The organism is Pseudomonas sp. PDM27 (genome assembly GCF_019219205.1).
Taxonomy (GTDB): domain Bacteria; phylum Pseudomonadota; class Gammaproteobacteria; order Pseudomonadales; family Pseudomonadaceae; genus Aquipseudomonas; species Aquipseudomonas laurylsulfatiphila.
Map to the genome: position 1 here is coordinate 108,345 of NZ_JAHUWF010000008.1, position 13,024 is coordinate 121,368.

Annotated in this window: 10 protein-coding genes; 5 read left to right on the top strand and 5 right to left on the bottom strand. The window is 60.2% G+C overall.

Going from position 1 to position 13,024, the window contains the following annotated elements; genetic code table 11:
• The first annotated feature begins 41 nt into the window (after positions 1 to 41).
• Positions 42 to 608: a glutathione peroxidase gene (locus tag KW838_RS17610; RefSeq protein WP_218501991.1), complete on the top strand. Its 567-nt coding sequence runs from the start codon at positions 42 to 44 to the stop codon at positions 606 to 608.
• A gap of 246 nt (positions 609 to 854) precedes the next feature.
• On the opposite strand, the gene KW838_RS17615 is transcribed toward KW838_RS17610, so the two are convergent.
• From KW838_RS17615 to KW838_RS17625, 3 genes are all read right to left on the bottom strand, one after another.
• On the bottom strand, positions 855 to 2,126 hold the full coding sequence (locus KW838_RS17615) for an OmpP1/FadL family transporter (RefSeq protein ID WP_218501994.1): 1,272 nt from the start codon (positions 2,124 to 2,126) through the stop codon (positions 855 to 857).
• Between the two features lie 146 nt (positions 2,127 to 2,272).
• Positions 2,273 to 2,755 carry a hypothetical protein gene (locus KW838_RS17620; RefSeq protein ID WP_102701775.1) on the bottom strand — a complete coding sequence of 161 codons (483 nt, stop codon included), beginning with the start codon at positions 2,753 to 2,755 and terminating at the stop codon, positions 2,273 to 2,275.
• A 275-nt stretch (positions 2,756 to 3,030) separates the two neighbouring features.
• Positions 3,031 to 3,255, bottom strand: a complete 225-nt coding sequence (locus tag KW838_RS17625) for a hypothetical protein (RefSeq protein WP_007898912.1) — start codon at positions 3,253 to 3,255, stop codon at positions 3,031 to 3,033.
• 1,006 nt (positions 3,256 to 4,261) lie between these two features.
• Between KW838_RS17625 and KW838_RS17630 the strand changes: the two genes are divergently transcribed.
• Together KW838_RS17630 and rmuC are read left to right on the top strand one after the other, a co-directional pair.
• Positions 4,262 to 4,585, top strand: coding sequence for a sel1 repeat family protein (locus KW838_RS17630; RefSeq protein WP_015096151.1), 324 nt, complete (start codon positions 4,262 to 4,264; stop codon positions 4,583 to 4,585).
• A 175-nt stretch (positions 4,586 to 4,760) separates the two neighbouring features.
• On the top strand, positions 4,761 to 6,125 hold the full coding sequence (rmuC, locus tag KW838_RS17635) for a DNA recombination protein RmuC (protein WP_167399541.1): 1,365 nt from the start codon (positions 4,761 to 4,763) through the stop codon (positions 6,123 to 6,125).
• A 126-nt stretch (positions 6,126 to 6,251) separates the two neighbouring features.
• Here rmuC and KW838_RS17640 read toward each other — a convergent pair whose 3' ends face one another.
• Both KW838_RS17640 and KW838_RS17645 read right to left on the bottom strand, forming a co-directional pair.
• The gene (locus KW838_RS17640; RefSeq protein ID WP_102701772.1) at positions 6,252 to 9,722 is read right to left on the bottom strand and encodes a PAS domain-containing hybrid sensor histidine kinase/response regulator; all 3,471 of its coding nucleotides are present in this window, start codon (positions 9,720 to 9,722) and stop codon (positions 6,252 to 6,254) included.
• Between the two features lie 165 nt (positions 9,723 to 9,887).
• Positions 9,888 to 10,424 carry a TetR/AcrR family transcriptional regulator gene (locus KW838_RS17645; RefSeq protein WP_218501995.1) on the bottom strand — a complete coding sequence of 179 codons (537 nt, stop codon included), beginning with the start codon at positions 10,422 to 10,424 and terminating at the stop codon, positions 9,888 to 9,890.
• A 114-nt stretch (positions 10,425 to 10,538) separates the two neighbouring features.
• On the opposite strand from KW838_RS17645, the gene KW838_RS17650 reads away from it, so the two are divergent.
• Together KW838_RS17650 and KW838_RS17655 are read left to right on the top strand one after the other, a co-directional pair.
• Complete coding sequence (locus KW838_RS17650; protein ID WP_218501996.1) at positions 10,539 to 11,726, top strand: MFS transporter; 1,188 nt, start codon at positions 10,539 to 10,541, stop codon at positions 11,724 to 11,726.
• 101 nt (positions 11,727 to 11,827) lie between these two features.
• Positions 11,828 to 12,979: a TDT family transporter gene (locus KW838_RS17655; RefSeq protein WP_218501998.1), complete on the top strand. Its 1,152-nt coding sequence runs from the start codon at positions 11,828 to 11,830 to the stop codon at positions 12,977 to 12,979.
• Positions 12,980 to 13,024: the final 45 nt, after the last annotated feature.

Below are 13,024 nucleotides of genomic sequence, written 5' to 3' on the forward strand. Positions count from 1 at the left end.
CGAGTAACGTCGCTTTTGACGAATTATCAAGGATGCTCGAGATGCTCAAGCGCTGGTGTGCTGTTCCCGCGTTGCTGATGACGTTGTCCGGACTGGCTTGGGCCGCTGACTGTCCGGAGGTGCTGCAGGGCTCGCTGCCGAAGTTGCGGGCCAAGGAGTCCATCGACCTGTGCCAGCGTTACGCCGACAAACCGCTGGTGGTGGTCAATACCGCCAGTTTCTGCGGCTTCGCACCGCAGTTCGAGGGCCTTGAGGCACTCAATCAGCGCTACAAGGAGCAAGGGCTGGAAATACTCGGCGTGCCGTCAAACGACTTCAAGCAGGAGTCCAAGGACAGCGCCGAGACTGCGAAAGTCTGCTATGCCAACTACGGCGTGACCTTCACCATGACTGAGCCACAAAGGGTTCGTGGCGCCGATGCGACGCACTTGTTCAAAGTCCTCGCCCGTCAAACCAGTGCGCCGAAGTGGAACTTCTACAAGTATGTGGTGGATCGCCAAGGCAAGGTGATCGCCAGTTTCTCCAGCCTGACCAAGCCGGATGATCCCGAGTTCATCGCCGCGGTAGAAAAAGCCCTGGCTTCGCCACCGCTTGCTTCTGCCCCCTGACGTTCGGCCTCGTTGTTTGGTGGTGCACGCGTTCCCTTGTAGGAGCTGCCGAAGGCTGCGATCTTTTGATCTTGCTTTTGCGTTGCTGAAGATCAAAAGATCGCAGCCTTCGGCAGCTCCTACAGATTTTTCGAAATCCGTGTTCCGCGGGATTCCGTGAAGAACCAAAAAAAAAGCCCCGCCTCTGTGAAGAGAGCGGGGCTTTTTTGATTCCGATGGCGAGCGGTTCAGGCTCGCCGGGAATCATCAGAAGCGGTAGGTTGCACCGAGACCGAAACCGTTCGCGTAGTTTTCATACTTGGCGTTGTAGGTCTGGCCACGGTCGTTGCTGTTGTTGACCTTGACCGACTCTTCGCGCAGGTACGAATACGCCAGGTCGATGGTCAGGTCGTCGGTCGGGCTCCAGCCGGCGCCCACGCTGAAAATCTTGCGATCGCCCGTCGGGATGCGCGGAGATCGATCGACGTTGTTGGTCGGTGCCTGGTCAACGGACAGGCCGGTACGCAATACCCATTGCTTGTTCAACTGGTAGGACGCGCCGATGGCGTGAGCCCAGGTGTCGTGCCAGTTCTGTTCTTCGGTGATGGTGCCGAACTGACCGTTCAGAACGGCCGGAACACCTTTGTTTTCGACGGTGATTTCTTTCAGGCGGCTCCAGCGGGTCCAGGTGCTGCCTGCGTACAGAGTCCACTTGTCGTCGAGCTGGTGAGTGACCGAGAAGTCCACCGATTCAGGTGTGGTCAGGTCCAGCGAAGCGTCGTATTTCTGATTCGGGTTCTGGCCGATCAGGCCCAGCACGCCGTAGTTGACCTTGGTGTTGCCTTCGAGCTTGTACTTCACTTTCGAGTGGTAGGTCAGGCCAACGCGCGTGCTGTCGGTGGCTTGAACCAGCACGCCGATGTTATAGCCCAGCGCGGTGTCGTCACCTTCGATCTTGACCTTGCCATCTGGCTGGGACTGGGTGATCGACAGGTTCGATTCCAGCGTGCCGTCGATGCGGTTGATGGTCGGGCCGAAACCGATGGAAACCTTGTCGTTGAAGGCGTAGCTGACAGTCGGTTGCAGGGTGACGATTTTAACTTCGCTCTTGCTGCCGAAGTAACGGCCGGCAAAGTTGTTCTCGTAGTCGGTGACCAGGCCGAATGGTGCGTACACGCCGATACCGAATGCCCAGTGGTCGTCGATTGGTTTGACGTAGTAACCCATCGGCACGCCCATGAAAGGGACCATGTCACCTTTGTTGGTGCCGCTGTTCGGACTGGAGCTGGCGTCACTGATGTCAGTGTGCGCGTCGATGAATGCAACACCGCCGGTCACTTGTTCGCGCTTGATGCGGGACATGCCGGCAGGGTTGCCAGCAATGGTGGATGCGTCGTCGGCAGAGGAAGATCGCCCGGCAAAACCTGTCCCCATCCCGCTGATGCTTTGTTCGTTGAGGGCAAAGCCACTTGCAAAGAGCTGGGTGGATGCCAGGGTAACGGCGAGGCTAAGGGTGGTTTTGAGCATTACTTTTTTCATTATTAGAACTCCTGGTGATCACCGGGGCGAAAATTACCAACATTTTCGTCCCGGCGCCATAGGCTGTATGCCTTGATTTAGAGCGGTTTTGTAGGACAATCAGACCAAAATCGCGACTTGTTGCGCGATGTTTGGATCCAGAAGTGTCAGCAGGCTACCTGATTCAGGGGTGAAACACAGGTTTGCCAGGCGCTGGTGAAATCACGCAGACGTCCCTGGGGCTGAAATGTCTGGCGCCAGATCCTGGCCATGCCCAACAGATCATCAGGGGAAGGGAGGGGGGTATTCTGTTCTTCCACCAGCAGCCAGGCGATGGCTGTGGCGTAACGCAGGTTGACGGTCAATTCGAGGTGCGGGCCGCTCAGAAACGCATGTTGGCTGGCCAGGCCGCGGACCAGACTTGCACGCTCCGGATCAAGGGCCAGGTAATGGTCCCAAAGTGCCTGGTGGCGGGGCTCGGCGATGCGGTACAGGCCGTGCCCACGGCGGTCATGCAGGGCGGAACCAAGGGCTGACTGGCTGGCGGCAATGCCCAGCAGCAGGGATTCGGCAGTAGCGCTATGGCGTCCGAGGTAGATCAACGTCGGACGAATCACATAGCGGCACAGTTCGCTGGCAGCGATACCCATAAAACCCTCGAAACCTGAATTGGACGGCGATACCTGAAGGGGGCTTGGCAGCTGTGAATCGGTTCAGGTTCGCCGCAAGCGGGTCAAGCCGCTTGAGTTGAAGTGTAGTGTCATATTCGCGCTGTAAAGGACTGTTTTTAAAATATTTCCAGCGACCAGTTATAACCCTTATATCGGATCGTGCTTAGTCGTGGTTCGAGTACAGGGAAACATCGGGCAATAAAAAGCCCTGCTTTTCGGGCAGGGCTTTCGGGTTTTTCAGCCTTTCTGGCGTTTCAGGCAACCAGGGCCTGACGGGTACGCTCGATCACGGCCTGCAGCGGCTCGGCGCTGGAGTATTGATCGGGGTACAGGCGTTCGCTGTGACGAGCGATGCCGTGTTCGTTGACCAGGGTGAAGCTGAAGCAGCCTTTGCGAGCGGCCATGATCAGGCAGTTCATTGGTGCAAAAGCGTTGGTTAGGGTGCGAATGGCATCCTGAGTGTGGATTTGAGTAGACATTATTGGGTGTTCCTACAAATGACACGGATAAGAACCGTGCAACGTTAAAACGTTCCAGTAACGTTGATCACCATTGATCGAACGAAGAACCCGACTGGAACAAAGCAGCCAGTTTGAAGCGCTGATAAGTTGGCGCGCTTGGGCTGGCAGGTAGGTACTTAGGAGGGCAGGCAACACATCGAGGGCAAAGGTTCTGGGCCCGGGGTGAAGATCCTGATCAATTTGCAGGTTGGTTCGAGCAGAGTAGGCAGGCGGAACAACACCCTTTGCTTTCGATTCAAAGGTCGTGTTGGCGCAAGATTTACCTGGAAACCATCGAGGTGGTCGATCCCGCTTGTTCGGTGGAGGCTTCCGTCGGGAAGGCTGACCGGGGGGATTTGTTCGACCAGAATTGACTTTCAGCTTGGTACTAACGCTGCGGATACTAACGGATTGAACTGGACAAGGGAAGTGTGTTAGCAAAAAAACTTCCCGGCAGGTGCTCGATCAGGCTGTTTTGCCTTGTAGATAAGCGTATGAAGCGGCGCTGCCTCCGATGGATACGCCCTGTAGCAGAACAAAATCCGACCATCGGTCATCGACGTTGGTAGCAACGCTGCCGTCTAAACACCAGGTTTGCCAGGGCTTATCCCCAGCCATGACCAAAAAACGCGCCGAAAAAGTGCATTGATATAACCGTCGCAAAGGCACTTGTGCACATTAGTTGCAGAGTCTGTCACCCCGCTGTCATCTCACGTTCAAGCGCAATGGCTGCCTGTAACCAAAATTTAAGTCAATGAAAAACATCGCTTTTTTTTACTGGTGAAAAAATCGTCAGTTTGACTGCGAACCCCATTCCACAGGGCTTTGAGCGGGTTCAAGGACGGTTGTCCACTGAGTTATCCACAGCTTCTGTGGATTGTCCCGAGCGCTTGCTCTAGGACGGGCGTGCCGGGACATTTTCAGCTTTACCTGTAAGAAAAAGAGAGTAAAGTTGCGCGCCTTCCGATCTGCCCCACAGTGCTTTATGAAGTTTCGCTCAGCCCCTGTTTCCTCTACCTCCACACCACCCTCTGTTGCCCCTACCAAGCGCTTTTCCATGCGCGTGGCAGAGTGGCTGTTGGACAGTCCGCACCTGGGCGAAAACCCTAACGTCAAACACATTGCCGGACGTCTGCTCAAGCAACCGGCCCGTGAGGGCGTCGTGGCTGCGCAAAGTCGCCTTGGCCAGCTGATGTGCCGCGAATGCGGGAATGCCCGGGACCGCCGTATCGGTCAGGACCTGCTGCGTCAGGCCGCTCGGGCTGGCGATCGCCGCGCTCAACAGGAACTGGGGCTGATCGAAGACTGAGCTGTCCAAGACCGGACGCCTTGGTTAACCTTCAGGCTTTATCCGAATGGCAGGAGTGGCTATGGCAATGGACTTGACCAGCGTATTGCTGGGTCTGGCAGCGGCAGGGTTGCCGTTGCTGGTATTGGCCTGGCAACTTCAGCGTCGGGCCAGCACCACGCAATCAGACGTTGCACTGCTGCAGGAACGCCTGGCCATGGCGCAACTGGCGCAGGACGGCTTGAATGCACAACTGGAGTCCAGCCGCGATGAAATCGCTGATCTGACCCAGGCCAATTCCGCCAAACAGGCTGATCTGGCTGCACTGCGTCGTGAAGTCGAACTGTTGCAGATCGAGCGCGATGACGCCCGGGATGCCGCCCATGCGTGGAATATCGAACGCGCCGGCAAAGACGCCGAACTGCGCCGTCTGGATGCCCAGGCCGCGTCGCTCAACGCCGAATTGCGCGAGCAACAAGACAGCCATCAGCAGCGCCTTGACGACCTGCAAGGTTCGCGGGACGAATTGCGCGCGCAGTTTGCCGAACTGGCGGGGAAGATTTTCGATGAGCGCGAGCAGCGTTTTGCCGAAACCAGCCAGCAGCGCCTGGGACAGTTGCTCGATCCGCTCAAGGAGCGCATCCAGTCCTTCGAAAAGCGTGTCGAGGAAAGCTATCAGAACGAGGCTCGTGAGCGTTTTTCTCTGGCCAAGGAGCTGGAGCGCCTGCAACAGCTGAATTTGCGCTTGAGCGACGAAGCCACCAACCTGACCCGCGCATTGAAAGGGCAGAAGACCCAGGGCAATTGGGGCGAACTGATCCTTGAGCGCGTGCTTGAGCATGCGGGGCTGGAGAAGGGCCGCGAGTACCAGACTCAGGTCAATCTCAAGGGACCGGACGGCGAGCGCTTCCAGCCGGACGTGATCATCTATCTGCCGGGGGACAAGCAGGTTGTGGTCGACTCCAAGGTCAGCCTGACGGCCTATCAGCAATACGTCGCGGCTGAGGACGAGGCCATCGGCCAGATCGCCATCAAGCAGCACGTGCTTTCATTGCGCAATCACGTCAAAGGCCTGGCCGGCAAGGATTACAAGCGCCTCGATGGCTTGCACAGCCTGGATTTCGTGTTGCTCTTCGTGCCGATCGAGGCGGCGTTTTCTGCCGCGTTGCAAGCTGAGCCGACGCTGTTTCAGGAGGCATTCGACCGCAACATCGTGATCGTCAGCCCCACCACGTTGCTGGCGACCCTGCGTGTCATCGACAGCCTGTGGAAACAGGAGCGCCAGAGCCAGAACGCCCGGGAAATCGCCGAGCGGGCCGGGTGGCTGTACGACAAGTTCGTGCTGTTCATTCAGGACCTGGACGAGGTCGGCAATCGCCTGCAGCAACTGGACAAGGCCTACAGTTCGGCACGCAACAAGCTGACAGAGGGGCGTGGCAACCTGGTCAGCCGCAGTGAACAACTCAAGCTGCTGGGGGCACGGGCGAGCAAGAGCCTGCCGGCGGATTTGCTGGAGCGGGCAATGACCGATGTCGATGGGTTGGTCGAGTTGCCGGAGTAGCTGAAAAGCATCGTCGGAACGCCGCCCGGAGCAAGCTCGCTCCCACAGTTGACCGCGTACCCCTGTGGGAGCGAGCTTGCTCGCGATGACGGCAGTCGCGCCACCGCAAAGGTCAATTCTTGAGCGCTACAACGGCAAATACCGACTCAACAACGCCCGCAACGCCGCCGGTTTCACCGGTTTGGCCAGGTAATCCAGCCCTGCTGCATGCACCTTGTCGACCGTCTCCGGCCGGCCATCGGCGCTGATCACCACACCAGGAACCGGCTCGCCCATTTGCGTGCGCAGCCAGGCCATCAGATCGGTTCCGGTTTCGCCATGATCGAGATGGTAATCCACCAGCGCCAGTTGCGGGCGCATGCCTTCGCCCAGCAGCGTTGCGCACTCCTCGCGATTGCGTGCGGTCCAGACCTGGCAACCCCAGCGGCTGAGCAAGCTGTTCATGCCGATCAGGATGCTGTCCTCGTTATCGATGCATAGCACCTGTGCGCCATTGAGCAATTTGCCATTGAGCTCGGCGACTTTGACCGGCGCTGCGGTTTGCGCCCTGGCCAGCGGTACGCTGACGCTGAACACGCTGCCCCGCCCCGGCCAGGAGCGCACGCGCAAGGTATGACCGAGCACGCGACATAGCCCGTCGGCAATCGCCAACCCCAGGCCGAGGCCTTTTTCGGCCCGTGTCTGGTGGCTGTCGAGGCGCTTGAACTCTTCGAAAATCACTTGTTGTTTATCTTCCGGAATACCCGGCCCGCGATCCCAGACTTCCAGGCTCAATGCTTCCTTGTGCCGGCGAACGCCCAGTAGTACCGGCCCTTTGCCGTAGCGAAACGCATTGGTCAGGAAGTTCTGCAAAATTCGCCGCAGCAGTTTGATGTCGCTGTCGACCCGCAGCGTGCTGCCGCGAACGCGGAACTCCAGGCCTTGTTCCTGCGCCAGCACCTTGAACTCTGTACCGAGGGTGTCGAACAGTTCGTTGAGCGCGAACGGCTGGCGATTCGGGTTGATCTTGCCGTTCTCCAGGCGGGAGATGTCCAGCAGGTCGCTGATCAGGTCCTCGGCCGAGCGCAGCGAGCTGTCCAGATGCCCGACCAGTTTCTGCACTTCACCGGAGAGTCCATCGTGCTGATGGGAGAGGGCGGCGGAGAACAGGCGCGCCGCATTCAACGGTTGCATCAAGTCATGGCTGACGGCCGCAAGGAAACGGGTCTTGGACTGGTTGGCCGCCTCGGCGGTGCCCTTGGCTTCGGTCAGGGCGACGTTGAGCTGCGACAATTCGTGGGTCCGTTCGGTGACCCGTTGCTCCAGGCCTTCGTTGGCTTCGGTCAGCGCCTGCTCGGCTTCGCGGAACGCGGTGATGTCGGTGAAACTCATGACGAAGCCGCCGCCTGGCATTGGGTTGCCGATCAACTCGATGACCCGGCCGTTGGGGAACAGGCGCTCGGAGGTATGCGCGCGGCCCTGGCGCATCCAGTGCAGGCGACGCGCGACGTGAACTTCGGCTTCGCCGGGGCCGCACAGGCCGCGCTCGGCATTGTGGCGAATGATGTCGGCGATCGGCCGACCGACACTGATCAAGCCGTCCGGGTAGTTGAACAACTCCAGGTAGCGACGGTTCCAGGCCACCAGTTTCAGCGACTGGTCGACCACGCTGATGCCCTGGGTGATGTTCTCGATGGCGCCTTGCAGCAAGGCGCGGTTGAATTGCAGCACCTCCGAGGCTTCGTCGGCGATGCGCACGACGTCTTCCAGTTGCATCTCCCGGCCTTCAATGGCGGCTTTTACCACCGCGCGGGTCGAAGAGGCACCCAGCACACCGGCCAGCAGGCGTTCGGTATGGGCGATCCATTCCCCGTCAGCGTTCTGGCTCGGGTTGAAGCCTTTGCCCTGGCGATAGGCAAAACGGATGAAGCTCTGACGGGCGCGCTCTTCGCCGACGAAGCGCGCCGCCAGCTGCAGCAGGTCGTCGATCTGCACCGCCAGCATCGAGCGTGCGCTGGGGCGGGCACTGATTTCCTGGCCGATGAAGCGGCCCGCCTGCCAGTGCTCGGAAACCCGGGTGCGCGACAGCACCGAGACCCAGGCGAACAGCGTGAAGTTGCCAGCCAGCGACAGCACCACGCCCTGGGTCAGCGGGGTGATCGGCAGGTTCAGTGGATTGCTGTGCAACCAGGCCAGCCCAGGGAATGTGCTTAAGGAAAGGCCGAGGCTGAGGGCGGCAATCGGCAGGATCAGGGTGTAGAACCACAGGAAGGTGCCTGCGGCGAGGCCGGCGAAAACACCGCGGCGGTTGGCCTGTTTCCAGTACAGCGCACCGAGCATGGCGGGGGCCAGTTGGGTCACGGCGGCGAAGGCGATCTGGCCAATGGTCGCCAGGCTGGCGGTCGAGCCCAGCAGGCGGTAACTGACGTAGGCCAGCAGCAGAATGACCACGATGCTGACGCGGCGCACCGACAACATCCACTGGCGGAACACTTCGAAGGGGCGCTCGGCGTTGTTGCGACGCAGCAGCCAGGGCAGCAGCATGTCATTGGACACCATGGTCGACAGCGCCACGCTGGCCACGATCACCATGCCGGTGGCCGCCGAGGCGCCACCGATAAACGCCAGCAGGGCCAGCGCCGGATGCGCCTGCGCCAGGGGCAGGCTGATGACGAACGAGTCCGGCAACACCGAACTGGGCAGCAGCATCTGGCCGGCCAGGGCGATCGGCACGACAAACAATGCAGCAAGGGCGAGGTAGGCCGGAAATACCCACTTGGCCAGGCGCAGATCCTGGGGGTCGATGTTCTCGACAACGGTCACGTGGAACTGTCGCGGCAAGCAAATGATCGCCATCATTGCCACACCGGTCTGCACCACCATCGACGGCCAGTTGATGGTTTCCTTCCAGTACTGTTCGAGACGCGGCGCCAGCATGGCCTGGTCGAACAGGTCGTCGAAACCGTCGTACAGGCCGTAGGTCACGAACGCGCCGACCGCGAGAAACGCGAACAGCTTGACCAGTGACTCGAAGGCAATGGCCAGCACCATGCCGCGGTGGTGCTCCGTGGCGTCGAGGTTGCGGGTACCGAAAACGATGGTGAACAGCGCCAGCACCAGCGACACGATCAGCGCCGTGTCCTGGGCCCGGGTGCCCATGGCGTCGGCGCCGGCGCCGATCAGCAGGTTCACGCCGAGCACAATGCCTTTGAGTTGCAACGCGATATAGGGGAGCACGCCGACCAGGCAAATCAGCGCCACCACCACCGCCAGCGACTGGGATTTGCCATAGCGCGCGGCGATGAAGTCGGCGATCGAGGTGATGTTCTCCTGTTTGCTGATCATCACCATTTTCTGCAGGACCCACGGCGCCCCGACCAGCAACAGGATCGGCCCGAGGTAGATCGGCAGGAATGACCAGAGCTGTTCGGCGGCCTGGCCCACGGCGCCGAAGAACGTCCAGCTGGTGCAATAGACCGCCAGCGACAGGCTGTACACCCAGGCGCGCACACGCGGCGGCAAGGGCGCGCTGCGACGATCGCCATAGAAGGCGATGGCGAACATGATGGCCATATAGGCCAGGGCGACGACGGCAATCAGCCCGGTGGACAGCGACATGGGGACTCCAGACAAAAGACACCCGGACCTCCCGCCCGGACAGACAGTCTCGCACGACCGCCAGCGTTAGTCAGTGTCGACCAAGGTCGTGGCGTGGCGGGGTGTCGCAGGGGGATTTGCAGTGTCTGGAGTGGCCTCATCGCGAGCTTGCTCGCGATGGGGGCCTCACTGACTGAATGCAATCTCGATCAACCGATGCAGCTCCTCAACCTCCAGCGCTGCCTCGGAAAACAGAATGCGGAAAACGATGGGGGCGGCGATCAGATTGATCAGCCGATCGACACCCGGCACGGGCTCGTTGGGGAAACGGTCGAGGATCGTCTGCAACTGCCCGCCAATGATCGTCGCGCAGTAACTTGGCTTGAGCGCCGCCTGCACGTCGCGCAGCATGTTGCGCCCAGGTTCGGAGCTCATTTCGTCCAGGTACTGTTCCGCCCAGGCTCGAACATCGCCGCGCAGGCTGCCGGTGTGGGTGGGGTCGTTGTCGGGCTGCATGCGGGCGAGGGCGACGTCGGCCAGCAGCGCCGACAAATCACCCCAGCGACGGTAGATGGTCGAGGGTGTAACGCCTGCGCGCGCAGCAATTTGCGGCACGGTCAGGCTGGCGCGGTCCTGCTCCTCGAGGAGTTGACGCACGGCCGAATGAATCGACTCTTGTACCCGCGCGCTGCGTCCGCCCGGGCGTAAGGTGGGAGCTGTCATCCTGGGGTTCCTGTAAAAGCCATGCCTCGGACCTTAACACAAAGAATTTGCTTTAAGAGGGATCCGGTAGCACACTCCGCAAAAGCAAAAATTTAGCTTTTGTGGAGTGCGCCCATGTCCAGTTCTCATTCAAACCGTGCCAGCCTGTGGTTTCTTGCCGTTACCTTGCTCAGTTTCCTGGCGGCCTCCACGGCGCCGACGCCGCTGTATCACCTGTATCAGGAGCAGATGCGGTTTTCGGCCGCGACCCTGACCCTGATTTTTGGCGTGTACGCCCTCAGTCTGTTGGTGGCGTTGCTGACCGTCGGCTCGCTGTCGGATTACCTGGGGCGCAAACCGGTGATTTTCACGGCGGTGGTGCTGAATATCCTGGCGATGCTGCTGTTTATTCACGCCGACAGCGTCACCTGGCTGATCAGTGCCCGAGTCCTGCAAGGTTTTGCCACCGGCATGGCTACCGCGGTGCTGGGCGCAACGCTACTGGATATCGACCGAGAACGGGGGCCGCTGGTCAATAGCGTTGCGCCGTTGACCGGTATGGCCATTGGCGGGTTGGGCTGCGGTGTGTTGGCCGAGTTCGCCCCGGCGCCGTTGCACCTGACGTACTGGCTGCTGCTGGCGTTGTTTGTGATGCAGGCGTTGTATGTCTGGCGCTTGCCGGAAAGCGTCTCGCGGCAGGCCGGGGTTTGGGCCTCATTGCGACCGACTCTGCACGTACCGCTGCAGGCGCGTTCGACTTTGTGGCGGGTGCTGCCGCTCAATACTGCCCTGTGGGCCCTCGGCGGTTTCTACGCTTCCCTGGCGCCTTCGTTGGTGCGCACGGCCACAGGCTCGACCTCGAACATGATCGGCGGGGCGACCGTTGCCGCCTTGACCTTGACCGGTGCGCTGATGATTTACAGCATGCGCAACCGACCCGCCGGCAAGTCATTGTTATTGGGCGCCAGCCTGATGCCAGCGGGTGTCGTGTTGATTTTGCTGGGTGTGCACAGTGCCAGCCTGCCGCTGTTCTTCCTCGGCACCCTGGTCGCAGGCTGTGGTTTCGGCTCCGGTTTTCTTGGCACCTTGCGTAGTCTGGTGCCGCTGGCCTTGCCCCATGAACGTGCCGGGCTGGTGTCGACGTACTACGCACTGAGCTATCTCGCCTTCTGCCTGCCATCGCTGCTGGCCGGGAACCTGAGCCGAACCCTCGGTTTGGTGGCGACCGTCGACGGTTATGGTGCGGTGTTGATACTCCTGGCCCTTGGCGCTTTGGCAGGTTTGATGCGCCCGCGTTCAGGTAGGGCATGCGAGGTCAATTGAATATCTATGTAATAGATAAGATATAGAGATATTACCCGTTATATAGATATTCGATCCGGATCTAAGATGGGCTCTACCTCACGAGAGGACAGGAGTTCGCCATGACATGCGCCAATAGCATCAAGCCCGGAATCAAACCGTTCAGTCACCTGCAGCACCCACGCGAAGTGATCCGCCAGTTCACCCCCAACTGGTTCGCGGCCACCATGGGCACCGGTGTGCTGGCGTTGGCACTGGCGCAATTGCCGCTCGCCATGCCCGCCTTGCACGCCTTTGCCGAAGCCCTGTGGCTGTTCAACATCGCGTTGTTCCTGCTGTTTACGGCGCTGTACGCCGCGCGCTGGCTGCTGTTTTTCGACGAAGCACGACGGATCTTCGGCCACTCCACGGTCTCGATGTTTTTCGGCACCATTCCGATGGGCCTGGCGACCATCATCAACGGCTTCCTGGTGTTCGGCCTGCCACTCTGGGGCGACGGTGTGATTCACCTCGCCGAAGTGCTGTGGTGGCTGGATGTGGCGATGTCGCTGGCCTGCGGCGTGCTGATTCCCTACATGATGTTCACGCGTCAGGAGCACAGCATCGACCAGATGACCGCCGTCTGGTTGTTGCCGGTGGTCGCGGCAGAAGTGGCGGCCGCCAGCGGTGGCCTGTTGGCGCCGCATTTGGCCGACGCTCACTCGCAACTGGTGGTGCTGGTGACCAGCTACGTGCTCTGGGCCTTCTCCCTGCCGGTGGCCTTCAGCATCCTGACCATTCTGTTGCTGCGCATGGCCCTGCATAAACTGCCCCACGAAAACATGGCCGCCTCGAGCTGGCTGGCCCTTGGCCCGATCGGTACCGGCGCGTTGGGCATGCTGGTGCTGGGCGGTGATGCACCGCTGATTTTCGCGGCCAACGGTTTGCCGGGCGTCGGTGAGATCGCTTCGGGATTGGGCCTGGTGGCCGGCATCACCCTGTGGGGCTTCGGCCTGTGGTGGATGCTGATGGCGTTGCTGATCACTGTGCGCTACCTGCGTGCCGGCATCCCCTTCAATCTGGGCTGGTGGGGCTTTACCTTCCCGTTGGGCGTCTATTCTCTGGCGACGTTGAAGCTGGCCAGCACCTTGAACCTGACGTTTTTCAGTGTGTCTGGCTGTGTGCTGGTGGCGTTGCTGGCGGTGATGTGGCTGATCGTCGGCAAGCGCACGGTGCTGGGCGCCTGGCGTGGTGAACTGTTTGTCTCGCCATGTATTGCCGGTTTGAAGAAATAACCGGCAAAGATTAGGTAAGGTGTGGCCTGGATCGAGTTTCGATAC

Excerpts from the sequence above, each read along its gene's own strand:
- KW838_RS17630 (WP_015096151.1), top strand. The coding sequence starts at position 4,262 with ATGAAGTTTCGCTCAGCCCCTGTTTCCTCTACCTCCACACCACCCTCT.
- KW838_RS17610 (WP_218501991.1), top strand. The coding sequence starts at position 42 with ATGCTCAAGCGCTGGTGTGCTGTTCCCGCGTTGCTGATGACGTTGTCC.
- KW838_RS17615 (WP_218501994.1), bottom strand. The coding sequence starts at position 2,126 with ATGAAAAAAGTAATGCTCAAAACCACCCTTAGCCTCGCCGTTACCCTG.
- KW838_RS17650 (WP_218501996.1), top strand. The coding sequence starts at position 10,539 with ATGTCCAGTTCTCATTCAAACCGTGCCAGCCTGTGGTTTCTTGCCGTT.
- KW838_RS17655 (WP_218501998.1), top strand. The coding sequence starts at position 11,828 with ATGACATGCGCCAATAGCATCAAGCCCGGAATCAAACCGTTCAGTCAC.
- KW838_RS17640 (WP_102701772.1), bottom strand. The coding sequence starts at position 9,722 with ATGTCGCTGTCCACCGGGCTGATTGCCGTCGTCGCCCTGGCCTATATG.
- KW838_RS17645 (WP_218501995.1), bottom strand. The coding sequence starts at position 10,424 with ATGACAGCTCCCACCTTACGCCCGGGCGGACGCAGCGCGCGGGTACAA.
- KW838_RS17625 (WP_007898912.1), bottom strand. The coding sequence starts at position 3,255 with ATGTCTACTCAAATCCACACTCAGGATGCCATTCGCACCCTAACCAAC.
- KW838_RS17620 (WP_102701775.1), bottom strand. The coding sequence starts at position 2,755 with ATGGGTATCGCTGCCAGCGAACTGTGCCGCTATGTGATTCGTCCGACG.